This is a genomic window from Sphingobacterium multivorum, assembly GCF_039511225.1.
Taxonomy (GTDB): Bacteria; Bacteroidota; Bacteroidia; order Sphingobacteriales; family Sphingobacteriaceae; genus Sphingobacterium.
Genome location: NZ_CP154261.1, coordinates 2290476 through 2310333, shown reverse-complemented (window position 1 = coordinate 2310333; position 19858 = coordinate 2290476). Strand labels below are relative to the sequence as shown.

The following is a 19858-nucleotide window of genomic DNA, read 5'->3' as shown; positions in this document are numbered from 1 at the left end:
AGAAAATTAATCCTGCGCTGACAACAAAACACAAAAAAAAATCCCACCTATGGGGATAGGCGGGATTTTTTTCGATACCTGTGGATAAACTTCTACAGCTTACTTAACAAAATGCGCACGAAGCATCCAGGCCATCTTTTCATGCTTTTCCAATAGTCCGACCAAAAAGTCCTCTGTACCATTGTCGGCTGTACCTTCGACCACAGAAATGTCGGCGCGAATTGACATCGCTATGGCCTCATGATCAGCCAACAGTTCCTTATAATAAGACTGGCTGTCGGTCTTTTCTGAGGTAGACTCCGTCAAGCGAGTCAATTTCAAATATTTATCAAAGGTACCTACTGCATAATGCCCTAAAGTACGTACACGTTCTGCTACTTCATCGATCACTTCAGCTAGTTCATCGTATTGTGATTCCAAAAATAAGTGAGCAGCATGAAAATCCGCACCTTCCACATTCCAATGCGCGTTGCGCGTTTTCATGTAGACAATGTGTTCATCTGCCAACAGCACATTTAGCAACTTTGCAACTTTTTTCAAGTCCGCATCTTTAATTCCAATTGAAGTTTTCATATTATAATCTTTTGTTAACTATATGTTTTAAATGCTTAGTTAAATTTACCCAAAAATGCGGTAAAAACCAAAAAAAGCCAGTCAAATTCACAACATTCAACTCCACACACTGCAACAAACCCGCTTTGAGGTTCGTATAACTGCAAAGCCGTTGCCATACAGAAAAAATGTACCGAGGCTGCATCGACATTGTTCTTAGTAGACAGCAATAAAACTTAAACAGTCCCTTATAAACGAAACATTTTAAAGAAAAAAACAAAAATCGATCAAGCTATTATTTAAAGCACATAATGTTGTATTTTTGCAGACATCTTTATTTGGAGGGAAAGCTGCGGACAACATGGACAACAATACATATTTTCACAAATTCAAACAGGATATTTCAGCAATTGAACTTCCAACACGGTTTACCTTCCCATTTTGTTATGAACCGCACCCTCTTGCCGTGATCGCTGCAAAAGAACTCCAATATTACATCGAAACACAAGACGATTGGACCCACAATTTTGGCCTGGACTCCGCCGTGGAGGGCCTCGCTATTGGAAAAATGTTCGGTGTGCTGGTTGTCAGAAACTCGAAGAACGAGCTTGGCTACCTTGCGGCCGTTTCAGGGAAACTGGCCGGAAGCAACAAGCACCGGTATTTTGTACCGCCAATCTTCGATATGTTGGAAGAAAACAGTTTTTTTCTACACGAAGAGGTACATCTCAATGCGCTGAACCGCAAAATAGAAACGCTTGAAAACAGTGAAGAGCTAGCAAACACGCAGCGTAATCTTGGCCGTTTAAAAAACGAATGGGATAAATCCCTCGATGAGTTAAAATCGAAATTAAGGATCCAAAAGAAGGAACGAAAAGAAATCCGTACGAAAATGAAGGTCAGTTTGTCCGATGCGGATTATGAATTATTGATGGAAGACATGCGAAGCCAGAGTTTAAAAGACAAACAACAGCTTCAGCGCTTTCAATATGACATGCATTTGGCCCTGGAAACGGAAAGCAACCATCTCCAACAATTGCTTGCTACGATTGCCGCTCTAAAAGAGGAACGCAAAATGCGCTCAGGTAATCTGCAAAAACAGCTTTTCGAACAATATAATTTTCATAATGCAAACGGACAACACAAGAATGTCGTCGATATATTCCATGAATTTGACCATATAACTCCGCCTGCAGGATCGGGGGAATGCGCTGCACCAAAACTGCTGCAATATGCGTATGAAAACCAATTCTCCCCCATTGCTTTGGCTGAATTTTGGTGGGGCTGCTCCCCTGCATCTGAAATACGCAGGCACAAAAACTACTATCCGGCATGCCGCAAAAAATGTGAACCGATTTTAGGGTATATGCTGCAAGGCTTGGTCGTAGATCCGAATCCCATGCAGCAGGAAACGACCTTGGATATCACACTTCCCCAAATTTACGAAGATGAAGATATCATCATCATCAACAAACCGGCCGAATTTCTCTCTGTACCAGGAATATATGTCAAGGATTCGGTCTACACCCGCATTCTCCAACGCTACCCAAGTGCAGGACCGATTATTATCCACCGCCTGGACATGTCAACATCCGGCCTGCTGGTTGTTGCCAAAAACAAAGAGGCGCATAAATTTATTCAAGATCAATTTATACAACATACCATCAAAAAAACATACATTGCCTTGCTTGATGGTATTATCGAGGCTCCCTCCGGCTTGATCGACCTTCCACTTCGCGTCGATCTGGATGATCGCCCCCGACAAATGGTCTGCTACACCTATGGTAAACCGGCGCAGACAAAATGGGAAAAAATTGCAATAGAGAATAATCAAACACGGGTCAGGTTTTATCCCTTGACGGGCCGAACCCACCAGCTTCGCATGCATGCGGTGCACCCCAGTGGGTTAAATACGCCTATCGTTGGTGACGATCTCTATGGCAGAAAGGCCAATAGATTACACCTCCACGCGGCTTCAATTACCTTTATTCATCCACGTTTCAAGCAAGAAATGACCTTCGAAATCGCGCCAGATTTTTAACAGCGTTGACTATATCGTTACAAAAGTCAGTAAATATGGGGACGGAAAATCATCGCGAAGTCAAAATGTAATGTGAAATTTATTGACCCAAATCAACAATTTACCATAAACGACTCATAAACAGACATTTAAAAGGAAATATAATTCAACTGCTTTCCTTTATTACATTACAATAAAATTTTAATTATTCTTAATTTTTTGTTTCCTTTGTTCACTGATTTTTTGATTTTAATACCTATAAAGTCAAAAATAAAGTAGAGACAGGAAAACAATTTTGAATTTTCAAGATTATAGCAATATAATGAAAGCTAAAATAAACGCAACAACCTTCATAACTAAACTCTTTTTTTCGATAACGCTCGTACTAACGGTGTCCATGGCTTTTGCCCAAAACAAAACCGTTACCGGTACAGTTAAAGATGCAAAGACCAAGAATCCTATACCCTATGCTACCGTAGCCGTCGTTGGCGCCCCGGCTTCCGCTGGAACCGCCACGTCGACCAATGCAAATGGTGAATTCAAACTTGTCTTTCCAACATCTTATGTGAAAATCAGAGCAAGTTACATTGGGTATGACAGCAAAGATGCTTTTGTTACGAATGACGCTACGCAAACAAAAGAAATTTTGATGGATGAACAGGACAACATGCTGGAGGAAGTTGTCGTCAAAGCCAAAAAGAAAAAATACAGCAACAAAGATAATCCTGCTGTCGCATTGATCCGAAAAGTCATCGAGAATAAGGAAAAAAATAGACTTTCAGGTCAACAGTATGCTGAATTTGACCAATACGAGAAGATGTCTTTAGGACTGAGCAATCTTTCGGAGAAATTCGTCAATAAAAAAATATTCAAAAATTATCAATTTCTTTTTGAAACGGATGACTCCGCTAAAACAGCCAACAAATATGTTTTGCCTGCTTTCATTGAAGAAAAAATGTCCAAGGTTTATTACCGTAAAGATCCAAGCAAAACCAAACAGTATATCCTTGGTAATCAACGCGCACAGTTTGACCCTAAATTTATTGACAACGATGGTCTGACAGCCTACTTCAATAAATTATATGAACAAGTTGATATTTATGATAACAACATTTCATTGGTTACCAATCAGTTTTTAAGCCCAATTGCAAACTCCGCACCTACTTTTTATAAGTTTTACATTACGGATACCATTAAGACTGTACAGCCTTGGTTGGTCGAATTGAGCTTCTTTCCACGCAACAAGGCAGACATGTTATTCAAAGGCCAACTGTATGTTACCTTAGACGGCAATTATGCCGTACAGGGCGCCAATATGACTGTTGCAGATGATATTAATCTAAACTTTGTACGTGACCTCCAGATACAGCTTAAATTTGAGAAAGATAGCAAAAGTCGCTTTTACTTAAAAACAAGTACCCTGGGTATTGATTTTTCTTTAACAGAAAAAGGCATGGGGATCCGTGGAAGCCGAACAGTAGATTACAATAATTACAAAGTCGGCATTCAGCGTCCTGATAGCACCTATGATGGTCCATCTACCGTCATTGCTTACAATGTAGAAAACAAGAAAGCAACAAAATCATTATTTGAAACACAACGTCCGCTTGCCCTTGCGCAAAACGAATTGAATATCTATCATAATATTGATACTTTACAAAAGATCCCTTCCTTCCGTACCTTCATGGACATCGCTGCATTGGTACTTTCCGGATACAAACAAGCCGGTCCGGTTGAGATCGGTCCTGTAAATACATTCTATAGTTTTAATCCGGTTGAGGGCTTCCGTTTACGGGTTGGTGGACGTACGACCGAATCTTTAAGCAAACGTTTCTATGCGGAAACGTATGCGGCCTATGGTTTTAAAGATCAGAAATGGAAATACTTTTTCAGCGGCACGTATGCATTCAACAATAAATCGGTATACTCCTTCCCGATGCATTATATCAGGGCCTCCTATAAAAAGGACACGAAGATTCCGGGACAAAAACTGGAATTTATTCAGGAAGATAACTTCTTACTCTCTTTCAAGCGCGGTGACAATGACCGCTACATTTATGAGACCAATTACGGCTTAGAGTATAAAAAAGAATTTTTAAATCACCTAGCCATTGGTGCTGCATTCAATATTAACAGACAAACTCCTGCTGGAAGCCTTACCTACCAGATGGTAGATGCCAACAATGAAAGTAGACTGTTTAATGAATTGAACTCTACGGAATTGTCGGTAAATTTCCGATATGCTCCACATGAAGAGTTTTATCAAGGCAAGATTTACCGCACACCAATATTCAATCAATATCCGATCTTCACGTTCAATTATACCGCTGGAATCAAAGGACTGGCTAAAGGTGAGTACAATTACCACAACTTTAATGTGGGCGCCTTTAAGCGCTTCTATTTTAGTCAATTTGGATTTGCTGATGTAACGGCAGAGGGTACTTATATTGCCGGAAAAGAGATCCCATTCCCTTTTTTGACAATCCATCGGGCAAATCAGACGTATGCGTATCAATTGAACTCGTATAACTTGATGAACTTCCTGGAGTTTGTCAGTGACCACAATGCCTCGTTGAATGTGCAATATTATATGAACGGTTTTCTGTTGAATAAAATTCCTTTGATCAAAAAGCTTAAATTACGTGAGGTATTTAGCTTCAAAGGTGTATATGGTGGCCTGCGGAAAGAAAACAATCCTGACGATCCTAACTATGGCTCAAAGGTATTTACTTGGCAGCACAATGCAGATGGTGTACAGAGTTCTTATACCTTCGGTTCAGAACCTTATATGGAAGCCAGTATCGGTCTATCCAACATTTTTAAAATATTACGTGTAGACTACGTAAAACGTCTAAACTATCTTGATCACGTCGATGCACCAGCTTGGGGTATTCGTGCGCGGGTTAGATTTGACTTCTAATAGTTTCCATAAATTTATAGTATAATTTGAAGCCCTGTCATTTGTATGAACAGGGCTTCTTTTTTTGTCCTATAATTCCGCAACATCGGCTCCCCCGCCAACGCTTTCTTGACGAAATAGCGGGGAAAGCTTCGTACTTGCTTCGTACCTTATTCGGAGACACAACAGATGTTGTACAGATGTTGACCAGATTCCGACCAGCCCCTGACCAGGAATTACCTGGTCAGGGGCTGGTCAATATTTATTGCAAGATTGTCACCTTCCGAAGCTGGTACGAACACTATACGAAGAAAGCCCCACTGCATTAGGTCTGCAGACACAAAAAGCGATGGCTTATGAACAAAAAAATCCCCCTTGCATAGTACAAGGAGGATAAAATTAGCATATGACGATGGTTAGTTTTTATGTTTAAATGCATCCACACCACTTTGTAGGAATGCCTTGTACTCTTCTACATTGTAGTTGGCACCACTCTGGGGCACCAGTTTTTTGCCCGTCGGATCAACAATGACATACAGCGGCTGTGAATTGCTATCAAATGTAGCCGCTTGAAAATCGCTGTTTTTCTTACCGATGGTATTGATCTTTTTGCCACTATACTTTGAAACAAATTGTTCGTTTGCAGCCAGCTCCGTCTTATCATCCACAAAAAGTTCGGCCATCACAAATTCTTCTTTTAATAATTTTGCCACAGCTTTGTCCGTCCAGACATTCGCTTCCATTTTACGACAATTGACGCAATTCCAGCCCGTAAAATCAATTAAAATAGGCTTGTTTAATTCTTTAGCCGTAGCTAAGGCCTGGTCGTAATCATAATAAGGATCAAATCCCTTAGGCGTGCCTCTTTCATGAAAAATTTCAGCATATTTTTTCACCTTTCCATCTGAATGCGCAGCAGCTCCGGCACTTACGCCCGAAGAAAGATCAAAATCTTGTGTTGCCGATGGTGGTAAAAAAGCGGAAATTGATTTTAAAGGCGCTCCCCATAAGCCCGGCACCATATAGACCACAAAAGAAAAAACAACGATGGCCAAAATAGTTCGAGGAACAGACAGGAATTTCAGCTCACTATCATGGGAGAACTTGATCTTGCCAATCAGGTATAGCCCCATCAAAGCAAAAATAGCAATCCATAGCGATAAGAACACCTCTCTATCCAACCAGTTCCAGTGGTAGGCTAAATCGACATTGGATAAAAATTTCAACGCTAAAGCGAGTTCCAAAAAGCCTAACACGACCTTTACACTATTCAGCCAACCACCAGATTTCGGTAAGGATTTAAGCATCGAAGGAAACATCGCAAACAAACCAAAAGGAATGGCCAGGGCAATGGAGAATCCCAGCATCCCAACTGCTGGCCCCAATCGCTCGCCTTTCGAAGCTGCCTCAACCAACAGCGTTCCAATAATCGGTCCCGTACAAGAAAATGAAACCAAGGACAAGCTGAAAGCCATAAAGAACAAGCCAACTAACCCACCTTTATCCGATTTGGCGTCCATTTTATTGACAAAGGAGCTTGGTAAGGTAATTTCAAATGCGCCAAAAAAAGAAGCCGCAAAGCCAACCAACAACAAAAAGAAAATGAAGTTGAAGATACCGTTGGTCGAAAGTGCATTGAGTGCATCAGATCCGAATGCGACCGTGATAATCATTCCCAAAGCCACATAAATCACAATAATAAATAATCCATATAACAGGGCTTTACTAATACCGCTGGCACGACTCCCCGCCTGTTTTGTAAAATAACTCACCGTCAGCGGTAGCATCGGAAAAATACAGGGCATCAATAAAGCTGCAAAACCACCGATCAGTCCCGCGATGAAAATACTCCACAGCGATTTTTTGCCTTCTGCCCCAGCTTTGGCTACGGCTGTCCCAGCTGCTGATTTCGTTCGGGCGGAATCGGCCTTGACGGTAGCGGTATCTGGGGACTCCTCAAAAGACAGTGAATCGGGACTTATCGTACCATCCGTAAACTCAAGCTCCTCCAACTTGTTTGCTGTTGTATCCGCTTGGGCAAACATTGCCCCAGGCGCAACCAGCAACAACAAAAGGATTAATAATTTAAAATTGACTTTCATGTTGTGTTATTCTTAGGTATAAATTGGTTTTTGAATAAATGAAACCCGAGGAGCTAGAGACTCCCCGAGTTAACTATAAACATATGAAACTAAATCTTTTTAAGCACCAAATACCGGATTTGGCAATCTGCAGATCGGCTGAAAACCTGAGAAATCAACGTCTGTAGAAAGATATCCTTCTTTTACCGGCTCCTCTTTCACCAAATCCGTACTTAGGTATTTTTTGTTATCATCACAAAGTAGGGTCACCACGACCGCTTCATCGCCTAGCTCCTGCTGTAATTTAATCGCTCCGATTACATTTGCTCCCGAAGAGATTCCAACAGCCAATCCCAATTGGCGAGATAGCTTCTGCGCCATGATAATGGAGTCGCCATCGTTGGCACATACGACCGTATCGAGTTCATCCAAATCCACAATGGCAGGAATAAATTCATCAGATATTCCCTGAATACGGTGTGAACCTACCTTATGCCCTGTAGTTAAAGTTGGACTTTCTGCCGGTTCCAGGGGATGTACACGGACATTTGGGTTTACCTTTCTTAAGCTTCTACCCACACCCATGACCGTACCACCAGTTCCCACACCAGCAACAAAAGCATCAGCAACTAAGCCCTGTTCTTCCAGTTGCTTGACAATCTCATAACCGGTGGTTTTCTCATGCGCTTCGGCATTATATTGATTCTCGAATTGCCGTGGAAGAAAAACACCGCCCTTCGCAGCAAGCTCTTCACTTAAACGGATACTACCTAAAAAACCACCTTCTTCTTTGCTTATCAACTGAATATCCGCACCCATACTACGGATAATATCGGTACGTTCCTTACTCAACCAATTGGGCATAATAATCTTTACCTGATGACCAAGTGCTTTACCAATTGCTGAAAAAGCAATCCCTGTGTTTCCACTTGTGGCTTCAATAACAACATCACTCGGCCGGATCTGACAATTCATATACGCTTTGTATAAAATATAAAGCGCCATCCTATCCTTGATGCTACCGGTCAGGTTGTAGTTCTCACATTTCACGAAAATTCGTCCGGGTTTACCTTTGTAAGTATACTGTAGCTCCAACATCGGTGTATTTCCGACCAATCTCCACAGATGTTTGAATCTCTTGTCCAATGCAGGCGACAAACACGCACTTAATAATTCTTGTTCAGCCATTTCTTATAAATGATTATTCTGTTGCAAAATTGACCATTGACAAGATAATATTCAACACATCACTATAATTTCAATAAAAATTAAATTAAAAGACATAAAAACCAATAAATAATTCAGAACAATAGCGTATTTTTACAGCCGTACCGAAAATATTCAGATTATGGAATTGGATGAAATAGATGTAAAATTATTACGCCTCCTACAGCAAGACGCCTCCATGAGCAATAAAGCACTATCTTTTGAGCTCAACAAGTCTATTGCTGCTGTTCATGAGCGCGTTAGAAAGCTGAAGCGGCTGGGTTACATCAAAAAAACGGTGGCGATTTTGGACCGCCACAAAATAGGCATTGGGTTAATTTCCTTTTCCCAGGTCTTTCTCAAGGCGCATACTTTTGAAGTGTTGAATGAATTCGAAAAAGAGGTGGCTAAATTTCCCGAGGTGATGGAATGCTACCAAATGGCGGGTTCTTATGACTTTATGTTACGTATTGCAACCAAAGATATGGATGCTTATCATATTTTTCTGCGGCATCGACTGGCTGTATTACCGCAAGTAAATACCGTACAGACCTACTTTGTATTATCGGAAACGAAAAGTGAGACGGCTTATCCCCTTTAAAGGTCGTATTAAAAACGAAAGAAAAGCGCTGTCATGTGTCACCGTGCTCTATAGCATATGACAGCGCTGAAAAAACATCTAATCGAACAACAAGGTTCCTGTCACATTCCAACTACTAAAACTCGTTCCTTCAGGAGCTCCCTGTGGAATCTGCACCTGCATTGTATGGTCGCCGGCTTTTAAATCCCCCAGATCAATGTAGATTGGTGGTGTTACTGTACCCGGGCACCAATTGGAGCGGCTCAGATCGGATGAAGACAGACCTGTGGCAAAATTGCCTGAAGCTGGGTTTGACAAACGGTACGAGCCACAATCATTACGCCAAGGCGTGTATTTAAAGCGTAACGAATTGTCTAGGAAAATGCGGTTTTCCTTCGGCACAAACTCATCTCCGTTCCCCCAGCCTCCATGCCCTGTGGTAATGTAGCGTAATTGCACGTTTTTAGCGTCCTGGTCCAAATGAAACGAAACAGTAAGACCTTTCTCCTTATCAAACATAGATCCATACTCCTGGCCGCCCATTTCCATCACGTTGGTTGTGGTAAATAAAGACATCGTCTTTTTCAGGCTGCCCTTTGACTCGGCATCAAAACCCGGATGCACCGTCAACTCCACACTCACCTCATGTCCGTTTTTATCATAATTGCCAATGAAGGCCCCTACATAAACTTCCTGCTCGCTCAACATACCAGCCAATTCCGTTACGTCCTGACGGTACAGTACTGAATCTTGCCAAACCTTATCCTTCAACTGAAGATAGTTAAACTGCTTAACACCAAAGGGTGTAAAGAAACGCATCAATTCAACAATGGGCTCAAAAGATGCTGTTTTTACAACGCCTTGATAAGCTTTACCATTTCCATTTTCATACGTAGGCAGGGTACCCATACCATTTTTCATGCCATCCAAAAAGCTTTGCGCCTTGTTGGTCGGGATGATAAAAACTGATCCCGTACGGTCATAGGCATCACCCTTCGATTGTTCGACCAACTGCACAAATACATTATCGCTAGTCTTTATTTTTGGGATCTTCACCTTTTTTACCAAAACAGTCCCATTGGCAAAACGCAAAATAGAATCCGACTTTACATCATCCGCAAAACGTATGCGCTCCTTCCGAAAAACAGGTATTTGGATAAAACGATTCTTCCAGATCAGATCTTTATACGAGAGTTCATCGTACAATTTTTCATTTCCTTTCAGCCGCAGTTGCTCCGGTATCGTCTTTACCTTTTCTACTTTGGTGGCAAAAGTCCGTGTATTCCCGTTGCGGATCACTTCGAGTACCAGACCAAGGTCCTGACCAAGTTCCGTGGGTGCACCTTTTACCCCTAATTTATCGGTATACCAAACTTCTATTTTATTGGAATTGATGCTGGTCTCCACTTTTTTGCAGGGATAGCCCAAGATTGTTTTAGTCTCGTTTGTCGTGTTAAATTTTTGCTTCGAAAGCGCGAGCGAATCTTTGGTTAGAATGATTGACCCGTCTTTGAGTTTAGCAATTTTAAGTAAGGCATTGCCTCCGGAACGCTCCACCACAACCCGCTCGTATGGCGGCGCCAACTGTCCCTGCATTTCCTTCGCTGAACTGACAAAAGTCTCCTTTTCATTGGCATAGACGAGGATGGCATTTTGATTGGCAGCTGTATTCCCATTGAAACTTTGGTTATATTGAATGACATAACTCGACAGCTTTTGCGCCTGCGACGACAATGACAAACATAAAATAGACGTAAAAAGAATACTTTTCTTCATAGCATGTGTATTGGTTTAGATGCAAAAATAAGAAAGGCTTTAGGAAATCCTAAAGCCTTTCTTATTTTATGCTAAAACGTTTATTTAATCAACCAGATATCCAAGAGGTAGAATACCGCAAAAATCACCGAGGCATAACCATTGGTTGTCATAAAGTCACGATTGACCCGACTTAAATTAGTCGATGAAAACAGGGTATGCTGGTAAATTAGCAATGCACCGTAAAAGGCCACACCTAAATAATAAATCCAACCGACAGGCATCAAAAATGCTGGTATTAAAATAAATATAAAAGAAAACACGTGCAGACCTTCCGAAACGCGCATGGCTCCCTTCGTTCCCAACCAAACGGGTATAGAATTCAGCTGATTGGCCCGATCAAACGCTTCATCCTGCAACGCGTAAATAATATCGAAGCCGCTCACCCAGGTCAACACTGCGAAGCCATAAAGTATCGGAACAGTCGCAAACTGTCCTGTAATAACCATATATGCACCTATTGGAGCCAATCCTAGTCCTGCTCCCAACACAAGATGGCATAAGGGTGTTATGCGCTTCGTATAGGAGTAAAAAAGCACAACAAAAAGTGCAATGGGCGACAACATAAAGCAAAGAGAATTGATAAAATATGTCGCTGCGATAAAAATCAGGCAATTTACTAACGTAAAAATCAATGCATTTTTAGCAGAAATTTTTCCGGCAGGAATATCACGCATGGCCGTTCGCGGATTAATGGCATCAATATCGCGATCCAAATAACGATTGAATGCCATAGCGGCATTACGGGCCGTTACCATACACACGAGCATCAAAACCAATAATTTCCACGAAAAGGTGTAGTCCGTTGTGTGCAATGCCAAAAAGAAGCCGATGAAGGCAAATGGTAATGCAAATACACTATGGGCAAATAAAACTAAGGACAAGTATTTTTTCATCTGAACTTAAGATCTAGCTAAAACTGTTCGTTTCCTTCGGGTTCAGGGCGAACAAATCGGCCATTAACTTCATCAATGGCTTCTAAAATAGGCTCATGGCCCATTTTCTTTTCCGCTGACGTTAGGAAAATCGGCGGCACCTCTTCAAACCACTGAAGCAATGATTTTTTAAATTTCGCAATGTTCACATCGGATTTGACGGTCGATTGCTTATCGGCCTTGGTGAAAACCAACATAAAGGGTAAACCGCATTCACCCAACCAATAGCAAAAATCCAAGTCTATCTTCTGTGGTTCATGACGGCTATCTACCAATACAAAAACACATTGCAAATTGTCCCGATGAGTAAGATACCTACGGATAAACTTCTCCCATTCCGTGCGACTTGTTTTAGAGGCTTTGGCAAAACCATAACCGGGCAAATCCACCAGATACCAGGTATCGTCGATGATAAAATGATTGATCAATTGAGTCTTACCAGGCTTTTGGGAGGTCTTGGCAAGTCCTTTCTTGTTGGTCATTGCATTGATCAACGATGATTTACCGACATTCGAACGTCCGATAAACGCATACTCCGGCAAATTGGGTGCAGGTAATTTGTCAACTCTCGTGTTACTACACACGAATTCGGCTTTTTTCACTTCCATGGAACAAAGGTACGTTAAATGAATCCCTTTGACAAGATTTGTACCGCTTCTATTCCATAAAAAAGCTTCGTCTCCCATTTTATTGGCGGGATCATAAAATGTCCCTAATTATTTTTAACTTTCACTTCAAACGATTCATCAAACGACTAAGCGCTTTCCGAAGCTGCAATAGGCAATCGGGGAATACGTATTATTAGCCAAATAAAAGAAGTCAGTATGTCATAAAAGAAATACGTCTTGTAATGAGAGGTTCGAGGAAGTCCTAAAAGAATACAGTATGCCATAAAAGAAATACAACTTGTGACTGAGAGATCCTGCATGTCAGAAATGAAATTCAGCTTGTAATAAGAAGTCCAGTAGTTAAAATGCAAGCATCACCCAACAAGGAATTTTTCGGAACTGCTGTAACAATTCAGCTGCTCAAGATACTAATCACTTAAATAAACGTCAGTCTTTGGGGAAAAAGGAATGCTTTTGACGAACTCAAAGAACGAATTAATTAAACCTTAAAATAGATGTTACTCGAAATCAATCATGTCACCAAAGATTACGCCAATCACCGTGCATTGGACGACGTATCCATTCAAATCCCAAAGGGTAAAATTTTCGGACTATTGGGACCAAACGGGGCCGGAAAAACGTCCCTGATCCGTATTATTAACCAAATTACCGCACCCGATTCCGGTGAGATTTTGTTTAATGGGGAAGCGCTGGGTCCGCAGCATATTGCACAAATCGGCTATTTACCTGAAGAGCGAGGTCTGTACAAAAAAATGAAAATCGGCGATCAAATGTTGTATTTGGCGCAACTTAAAGGACTTTCCAAGCGAGAAGCCCTAGCACGCATCCACGATTGGTGCCAGCGCCTGGACATCACATCCTGGTTGGACAAAAAAATTGAAGATCTCAGTAAAGGTATGCAGCAAAAAGTCCAATTTGTCGCCACGGTCATCCACCAACCGCAATTGATTATCTTGGATGAACCCTTTTCGGGATTTGATCCCGTCAATGCCAATATCATAAAAGAACAGATTCTCCGATTGAATCAAGAGGGGGCGACCATTATATTCTCCACACACCGCATGGAGACTGTGGAAGAGCTTTGCGATAATATTGCCCTCATCAACCGATCCAAGAAAATCCTCGATGGTTCCGTACAGGCGATTAAAAAAGAATACCGAAATCAAACCTATCGATTGGAATATACAGCCAACGAAGATAATTTTCTTCTATCCGAAGACAGCCTATTTAAGGTCATCACGTCGACAAAGCACGAAAAAACATACAACACTACAATTCAGCTAAATAACAATATTCATATCAACAATGTCTTAATGCATTTCTTACCCGAAATACAGCTCAACCAATTGATCGAAATCGTTCCCTCCATGGCGGATATTTTCATTCAAAAAGTTACACAAGTCTCACCCCTATCTCAAGATCATGCATAAAATACTACTTATCATTCAACGGGAATACCTATCCCGTGTCAAGAAAAAATCTTTTATTGTCATGACTTTTGCCGTGCCATTGTTCTTTTTTGCATTGTATGCGGGCATGTTTTATCTGACAAAAAAGAGCTTTAAAGATTCACACACCGAAGTCTTTATTTTAGATGAACAAGGCGACTTTGCGGGAAAACTGCAAAGCAATAAAAATGTAAGTTATACAATCAGTAAACTGGATCTCCAGGCACAAAAAGCGCAGCTGACCCAAAGTGAAGGAAAACAGTCGATCCTTTATATCCCAAAAGATATTTTAACAAGCCAAAGAGCCGAACTCATTACCAGTGGCAAGACCAGCTTTGTCATACAGGAGATCATTAGTGGACAGCTGGAAGAGATCATCCGTGAAAAGGAATATAAAGCCAAGGGAATTGACCTGCAGATTATCCAGTCCATTAAGCCGAAAGTCAGCATCGATGCAAAAGAAATAACAGCCGACGGCGAAGAAAAGAACAGCAACACGGCCATTGCAATGGGCCTTGGTGTCGCTTTGGCTATCTTAGTCTATCTATCCCTGTTTCTTTATGGTGCCCAGGTAATGCGTGGTATTATCGAAGAAAAGAGCAATCGTATCATCGAAGTTATTATTTCCTCGGTCAAGCCCTTTCAGCTCATGATGGGTAAAATTGTTGGAATCGGTATGGTTGGACTGACCCAATTTGTGATGTGGCTTGTGCTTACCGGGGGCTTATTTATCACAGCAACGCTACTGTTTGTCAATCCGCAGGATATGCAGGAAGTCGCCGCTAGCCAACCTGGAGCGGGTAATATGAGTACCGTATCAAAAGCTATGGCCCAGAATGGTTCTGCTTCGATCCTTACGTCGATCCAAAGCTTTAATTTCACAGAAGTCATCATTTTCTTCTTTCTGTTTTTTATTGCCGGATACCTGTTGTATAGTGCTATTTTCGCCGCTGCAGGCTCAGCTGTCGACAACGAAACAGAGGCCAATCAGTTTTCCATGCCCATTACCATGCCCTTGCTATTGACCTATATTCTCTCGTTCGGCGTCATTATCAATGATCCCAATGGACCGATAGCAACATGGTTGAGCTTTATTCCATTCACCTCACCGATCGCCATGCTCGTTCGTATACCTTTTGGTGTACCCCTATGGCAGATACTAACCTCGTTGACCTTGCTCATACTGACCTTCTTATTGGTAACCTGGGTCGCTGCACGTATCTACCGCGTCGGGATTTTGATCTATGGAAAAAAAGCAAATCTCAAAGAAATCATCAAATGGTTCAATTACAAAAGTTAGTTTTATACTGAACCTACTGTCCATAACGATCGAATATTCCCGAACAGTGTCAGAACGTTCCTATAAAAGTACAGGGCCAAATTGCAAGCAATTTGGCCCTGTACTTTTAAGCTCGCGATTAGGCTGCGATCAGATGCAGTATGATCACTCCTAAAGACAGCTCAATTAATATCTTAATTTCAATTTTTTAAAGACAAAATGCCACAGCCATATCGGTCCGACAAGTAAAAACTGTAGAAACTGTTGTCCTGTGATTTTTTTCTTTTCCTTTCCCTTACCGATAAACAGCGCGACAATAGATAGCAATGCGATTCCCAAACATACCCAGATGACAGCCGGGCCACCGTTCTTCTGTGCGTATTCCAGTTGCACGATAAAGAAACTCATACCCCCGATCGAGAATAATATCGCATAGGACAAGGTTGCAGACAGCTTTAAATAATAATAAATAACAATAGCGATGAAGAAAGAGCCCCAATTCAAAAAGGTATGCCAATTGAGTTTGACCAAGAATTCGAACTGTGGAAATGGAATCATCCAGATGCAGCCCATGATACCAAAAAACAATAATGGTAAAAAGATGGCCTGAATCAGGCGGTTGGTCGGATCCTGAAAATTAGCATCCAGCTCCGCAAAATACTTATCCACGGGGCGTAAAGGTTCGACTTCTTGAACTTTCTTCTTTTGTTTCATTCGGCAAATTTAACAAATATTGAGCATGCCTTAGGTCTTAAAAATGATAATATTCCCTATTTTTTGGTCTGCCGTAGGTCATTATCTGCTTTCAGGGCAAACAAACTCGCTTACTCCTATTCTATTCCGTAATATTGCAGCATGAAGTCTTACAAACATATCTTATTCGATCTGGACGGAACCCTGACCGACCCTGCAGAAGGGATTACAAAATGTATTGCCTATGCCTTGGAATCAAAAGGCATCCATACAGCCGATCTGAATAGCCTCAAACCCTTGATCGGTCCGCCCCTTAAAGATTCTTTCATACATACCTTTGGATTTGGGGAAAGCGAAGCAATTGCCTGTGTAGAAAAATATCGGGAGCGCTTTTCAGCCATAGGGCTGTACGAGAACATCCTGTTTGATCGCATACCGGAGCTCTTAACGCTCCTGAAAACAAAGGGGTACAGCATCTATCTGGCGACCTCCAAACCCGAAATATTCGCCCACAAAATATTACAACACTTTGAAATAAATACTTATTTTGATTTTGCGGGTGGAAGCGCTTTGGACGATTCCAGACCGACCAAAACCAGCGTCATCCAATATGTCATGGAGAAGGCCAAACTAACAAATCCACAGGAATGCCTCATGATCGGCGATCGCAAACATGATCTGATTGGCGCAAGGGAAACTGCCATGGATGCTGTTGGCGTACTGTATGGCTATGGTAGCCAAGCTGAACTCGAGCAGGAGTCACCGACCTATCTCATCCAGACAGTGCCTGACCTGATCGAATTTTTCAATTAAAAAATAGGGATCCTAAATTAAAGACAATTTAGGTTGAGTCCATTTAGGTCAACTTGATTCAAGTCTAGTCTATTCAAGTCTGGTCTATTCAGATCAATTCCAATACAGTCTATTGACACCAATTCAAGTCCATTCACCAGGCAAGACACAAGTCAATTCAGGCTAATTCTACTCAGGCCAAGTCTATTCAGAACTGTTCAAGTCAATCCCCAAACACCTTGAATAGCTGAAATCACCCTGTTGGGAAAAGCTGTTGGATTGCATAAAAAAAGCTCCAATCAAAATGATTGGAGCTTTTTTTATCCTGGATCCTCGGGATCTATTTTGCGTAAGACACCGATCTTGTCTCACGGATAACAGTTACTTTAATTTGCCCTGGATACGTCATTTCCGTTTGGATACGGTTAGAGATATCAGCAGCGAGTATTTCCGACTGCGCATCAGAGACTTTCTCACTCTCCACGATGACACGTAGTTCACGACCAGCTTGTATCGCGAAGGTCTTCTCCACCCCAGGATACGATAAAGCCAAGTCTTCCAGCTCTTTTAAGCGTTTGATGTAACTTTCTACAACCTCGCGGCGTGCGCCCGGGCGTGCACCAGAAATCGCGTCACAAGCCTGAACAACCGGAGATATTAAAGCCGTCATTTCGATCTCGTCATGGTGCGCACCAATTGCGTTACATACATCAGGATGTTCCTTGTATTTCTCTGCAAGTTGCATACCTAAAATAGCGTGTGGCAACTCTGGATTATCATCAGGCACTTTACCAATATCGTGTAGTAATCCAGCACGTTTCGCATGTTTAACATTCAGGCCCAGTTCTGCTGCCATTGTCGCTGCAAAATTAGCAACCTCACGCGAGTGCTGTAAAAGATTCTGTCCGTAAGACGAACGGTAACGCATACGCCCTACCATACGAATCAACTCGGGGTGCAGACCATGGATCCCCAAATCGATCGCTGTACGTTCACCGATTTCAACTATTTCATCCTCAATTTGCGTCCGCGTTTTTGCAACAACCTCCTCGATACGTGCAGGGTGGATACGACCATCTGTTACCAAACGGTGTAAAGCCAAACGTGCGATCTCCCGACGTACAGGATCGAAGCCAGATAGGATAATTGCTTCAGGTGTATCGTCAACGATGATCTCTACGCCTGTTGCAGCTTCCAAAGCACGAATATTACGACCTTCACGACCAATAATACGGCCCTTAATTTCATCATTTTCAATATTGAAAATTGAAACGGTATTTTCGATTGCAGATTCCGTAGCGGTGCGTTGAATCGTCTGTATAACAACCTTTTTCGCCTCTTTAGTCGCTGTCAATTTTGCCTCATCCACAATATCTTTGATTTGAATCATGGCTTGTGAGCGGGCTTCTTCGCGCAACGAATCCACCAATTGATTTTTTGCTTCGTCGGCTGTTACGCCAGCGATGCTTTCCAATTGTTTAATCTGTTGTAATTTGAGCGTTTCTACTTCTTCAGATTTCTTTTCATTCAGTTCAACCAATTTATCCAATTGCTTTTTCTTGGCATCCACCTCCTGCTTGTCGCGGTTGATGTTTTCCAATTTTTGGTTAATTGACTGCTCTTTTTGTCTTAACGTATTTTCCTTCTGGTTGATGGTATTGTTACGTTGATTGACTTCCTTTTCATGTTCAGATTTTAATTGAAGGAACTTTTCTTTGGCCTCTAACAGGCGTTTCTTTTTAATGTGTTCCCCTTCCTGCTCTGCATCTTTCAGTATGCTATTTACCTTATCCTTGGCTTCCTGTTCTTGTTTTTTAAACAACAACACCAATAGATAACGACCTATAACAACACCAACAATCAGAGAAATTATGCTATAAATTGCGATGTCCATGTATGTATAATTGTATTATTATGTTTGTTTTTATTAATTATATTCAAATTCCGGTAAAATCATCAATCGGCCTTTCCCTTACTTCGGTATGTAACAACGAAGTAGCGAGCTTACGAAGCTCGTACGACTTTCATGACAAAAAAAAACCGCAATTAAATTTAAACAGGTCTCATGTATTATTAAACTTCGTGATTACATAATTAGGCTTAGATTGTGACCCAGATGGCTTTCGCAAAATGGCCTATATCTTTTTGCGCCTGTAATATTGAAGCGTTAAGTTTAAAATAGTGACAACCCGAATTTAATTGCGGCAAATTCGTCGTTTAAGCTCTAAATATAAAGAACGTAAATTTATTTTTTAAAGAAATCCGTCAACAACTGATCAAGTTCCTGTACTGAATTTTCCAAGCCCACTTCGTGGTTTTGGGACTGCCGCTCTGCATTAAGCATACGCGTCGCAAATTGCAATACACACATGGACAACAAATCCTGCTTATCTCTCACAGTATAGTTTTCCTGCAATTCCTTTACTTTTTCATTTATCAATTTCGCAGCATGTCGAATTACTTCTTCTTCCGCGCTCTCCACCCGAAGGGGATAAACACGATCTGCGATATTTATTTTTATGGAAATCTCTCCCATTTCTTTGAGCTTTTTAACGTTGTATTAGTTTGAATCCGATAACACTTCTCCCAACTATTTCAACAAACTAATACATTTGTCTATTTCCCGCACAAAATCGTTAATTTTTTGTTTTGTGTCAAGTATTTTTTCATTAATTGCTTCCTTATCCGTTTCAGAATCTAACGTACGGGCAACTGCCAACGCTTTGACCTTCTCTTCCAACTGCTTGCTCTTATCGTTGCTCGCATCGAAAGCCACTTTTAAGGATTGTACCTCTAATTTAAGCAAATCATTTTCTTCTTGCAAGACTTCGCACAATTGAATTAAATTTTTCGTTTTCTCAACGATCAGATTCATTTGTGAAGACAATGTTGCCATAGTATAAATTGAATATTACCAATTAATGTTGTA

At 41.3% G+C, this 19858-nt stretch carries 16 protein-coding genes; 6 read left to right on the top strand and 10 right to left on the bottom strand.

Features of this window, described 5'->3' with window-relative positions; translation table 11 throughout:
* Window positions 1-99: 99 nt before the first annotated feature.
* On the bottom strand, window positions 100-573 hold the full coding sequence (locus AAH582_RS09375; protein ID WP_046675844.1) for a Dps family protein: 474 nt from the start codon (window positions 571-573) through the stop codon (window positions 100-102).
* A gap of 301 nt (window positions 574-874) precedes the next feature.
* Between AAH582_RS09375 and AAH582_RS09370 the strand changes: the two genes are divergently transcribed.
* Both AAH582_RS09370 and AAH582_RS09365 read left to right on the top strand, forming a co-directional pair.
* A complete protein-coding gene (locus AAH582_RS09370; RefSeq protein ID WP_343321922.1) occupies window positions 875-2593 on the top strand; it encodes an RluA family pseudouridine synthase in 1719 nt (572 codons plus the stop codon).
* A 376-nt stretch (window positions 2594-2969) separates the two neighbouring features.
* On the top strand, window positions 2970-5492 hold the full coding sequence (locus AAH582_RS09365; RefSeq protein ID WP_156167778.1) for a DUF5686 family protein: 2523 nt from the start codon (window positions 2970-2972) through the stop codon (window positions 5490-5492).
* 395 nt (window positions 5493-5887) lie between these two features.
* Here AAH582_RS09365 and AAH582_RS09360 read toward each other — a convergent pair whose 3' ends face one another.
* Both AAH582_RS09360 and AAH582_RS09355 read right to left on the bottom strand, forming a co-directional pair.
* Window positions 5888-7516, bottom strand: coding sequence for a protein-disulfide reductase DsbD family protein (locus AAH582_RS09360; RefSeq protein WP_430459045.1), 1629 nt, complete (start codon window positions 7514-7516; stop codon window positions 5888-5890).
* Between the two features lie 156 nt (window positions 7517-7672).
* Window positions 7673-8740 carry a PLP-dependent cysteine synthase family protein gene (locus AAH582_RS09355; RefSeq protein WP_046675840.1) on the bottom strand — a complete coding sequence of 356 codons (1068 nt, stop codon included), beginning with the start codon at window positions 8738-8740 and terminating at the stop codon, window positions 7673-7675.
* 160 nt (window positions 8741-8900) lie between these two features.
* Here AAH582_RS09355 and AAH582_RS09350 point away from each other — a divergent pair, with 160 nt between their 5' ends.
* Entirely contained in the window at window positions 8901-9359 is a 459-nt protein-coding gene (locus AAH582_RS09350) for an Lrp/AsnC family transcriptional regulator (protein ID WP_046675839.1), read from the top strand.
* A gap of 78 nt (window positions 9360-9437) precedes the next feature.
* Here the strand turns inward: AAH582_RS09350 and AAH582_RS09345 are convergent, their stop codons facing one another.
* The 3 genes from AAH582_RS09345 to yihA all read right to left on the bottom strand — a co-directional run bounded on the left by AAH582_RS09345 (window position 9438) and on the right by yihA (window position 12696).
* The gene (locus AAH582_RS09345; protein ID WP_343321920.1) at window positions 9438-11114 is read right to left on the bottom strand and encodes a PNGase F N-terminal domain-containing protein; all 1677 of its coding nucleotides are present in this window, start codon (window positions 11112-11114) and stop codon (window positions 9438-9440) included.
* A gap of 80 nt (window positions 11115-11194) precedes the next feature.
* Window positions 11195-12049 (bottom strand): UbiA-like polyprenyltransferase, encoded by an 855-nt coding sequence (locus AAH582_RS09340; RefSeq protein ID WP_343321919.1) that lies wholly within the window; start codon window positions 12047-12049, stop codon window positions 11195-11197.
* 17 nt (window positions 12050-12066) lie between these two features.
* Window positions 12067-12696, bottom strand: coding sequence for a ribosome biogenesis GTP-binding protein YihA/YsxC (gene yihA / locus AAH582_RS09335; protein ID WP_046676372.1), 630 nt, complete (start codon window positions 12694-12696; stop codon window positions 12067-12069).
* A 515-nt stretch (window positions 12697-13211) separates the two neighbouring features.
* Here yihA and AAH582_RS09330 point away from each other — a divergent pair.
* Window positions 13212-14147 (top strand): ABC transporter ATP-binding protein, encoded by a 936-nt coding sequence (locus AAH582_RS09330; protein ID WP_343321918.1) that lies wholly within the window; start codon window positions 13212-13214, stop codon window positions 14145-14147.
* The gene (locus tag AAH582_RS09325; RefSeq protein WP_343321917.1) at window positions 14140-15465 is read left to right on the top strand and encodes an ABC transporter permease; all 1326 of its coding nucleotides are present in this window, start codon (window positions 14140-14142) and stop codon (window positions 15463-15465) included. The genes AAH582_RS09330 and AAH582_RS09325 overlap by 8 nt, the downstream gene beginning before the upstream one ends.
* A gap of 165 nt (window positions 15466-15630) precedes the next feature.
* Here AAH582_RS09325 and AAH582_RS09320 read toward each other — a convergent pair whose 3' ends face one another.
* Window positions 15631-16158 carry an Mpo1-like protein gene (locus AAH582_RS09320; RefSeq protein WP_046675834.1) on the bottom strand — a complete coding sequence of 176 codons (528 nt, stop codon included), beginning with the start codon at window positions 16156-16158 and terminating at the stop codon, window positions 15631-15633.
* Between the two features lie 141 nt (window positions 16159-16299).
* Here AAH582_RS09320 and AAH582_RS09315 point away from each other — a divergent pair, with 141 nt between their 5' ends.
* Window positions 16300-16950 (top strand): HAD-IA family hydrolase, encoded by a 651-nt coding sequence (locus tag AAH582_RS09315; RefSeq protein ID WP_070569715.1) that lies wholly within the window; start codon window positions 16300-16302, stop codon window positions 16948-16950.
* 319 nt (window positions 16951-17269) lie between these two features.
* Here AAH582_RS09315 and rny read toward each other — a convergent pair whose 3' ends face one another.
* From rny to AAH582_RS09300, 3 genes are all read right to left on the bottom strand, one after another.
* On the bottom strand, window positions 17270-18823 hold the full coding sequence (gene rny, locus AAH582_RS09310) for a ribonuclease Y (RefSeq protein WP_046675832.1): 1554 nt from the start codon (window positions 18821-18823) through the stop codon (window positions 17270-17272).
* Between the two features lie 351 nt (window positions 18824-19174).
* Window positions 19175-19465 (bottom strand): cell division protein ZapA, encoded by a 291-nt coding sequence (locus AAH582_RS09305; protein ID WP_046675831.1) that lies wholly within the window; start codon window positions 19463-19465, stop codon window positions 19175-19177.
* A gap of 54 nt (window positions 19466-19519) precedes the next feature.
* Complete coding sequence (locus AAH582_RS09300) at window positions 19520-19825, bottom strand: hypothetical protein (RefSeq protein WP_046675830.1); 306 nt, start codon at window positions 19823-19825, stop codon at window positions 19520-19522.
* Between the last annotated feature and the right edge of the window lie 33 nt (window positions 19826-19858).

Coding starts and splice junctions, on each gene's coding strand:
- AAH582_RS09375 (WP_046675844.1), bottom strand. CDS start 573: ATGAAAACTTCAATTGGAATTAAAGATGCGGACTTGAAAAAAGTTGCA.
- AAH582_RS09365 (WP_156167778.1), top strand. CDS start 2,970: ATGGCTTTTGCCCAAAACAAAACCGTTACCGGTACAGTTAAAGATGCA.
- AAH582_RS09360 (WP_430459045.1), bottom strand. CDS start 7,516: ATGTTTGCCCAAGCGGATACAACAGCAAACAAGTTGGAGGAGCTTGAG.
- AAH582_RS09355 (WP_046675840.1), bottom strand. CDS start 8,740: ATGGCTGAACAAGAATTATTAAGTGCGTGTTTGTCGCCTGCATTGGAC.
- AAH582_RS09350 (WP_046675839.1), top strand. CDS start 8,901: ATGGAATTGGATGAAATAGATGTAAAATTATTACGCCTCCTACAGCAA.
- AAH582_RS09345 (WP_343321920.1), bottom strand. CDS start 11,114: ATGAAGAAAAGTATTCTTTTTACGTCTATTTTATGTTTGTCATTGTCG.
- AAH582_RS09340 (WP_343321919.1), bottom strand. CDS start 12,049: ATGAAAAAATACTTGTCCTTAGTTTTATTTGCCCATAGTGTATTTGCA.
- yihA (WP_046676372.1), bottom strand. CDS start 12,696: ATGGAAGTGAAAAAAGCCGAATTCGTGTGTAGTAACACGAGAGTTGAC.
- AAH582_RS09330 (WP_343321918.1), top strand. CDS start 13,212: ATGTTACTCGAAATCAATCATGTCACCAAAGATTACGCCAATCACCGT.
- AAH582_RS09325 (WP_343321917.1), top strand. CDS start 14,140: ATGCATAAAATACTACTTATCATTCAACGGGAATACCTATCCCGTGTC.
- AAH582_RS09320 (WP_046675834.1), bottom strand. CDS start 16,158: ATGAAACAAAAGAAGAAAGTTCAAGAAGTCGAACCTTTACGCCCCGTG.
- AAH582_RS09315 (WP_070569715.1), top strand. CDS start 16,300: ATGAAGTCTTACAAACATATCTTATTCGATCTGGACGGAACCCTGACC.
- rny (WP_046675832.1), bottom strand. CDS start 18,823: ATGGACATCGCAATTTATAGCATAATTTCTCTGATTGTTGGTGTTGTT.
- AAH582_RS09305 (WP_046675831.1), bottom strand. CDS start 19,465: ATGGGAGAGATTTCCATAAAAATAAATATCGCAGATCGTGTTTATCCC.
- AAH582_RS09300 (WP_046675830.1), bottom strand. CDS start 19,825: ATGGCAACATTGTCTTCACAAATGAATCTGATCGTTGAGAAAACGAAA.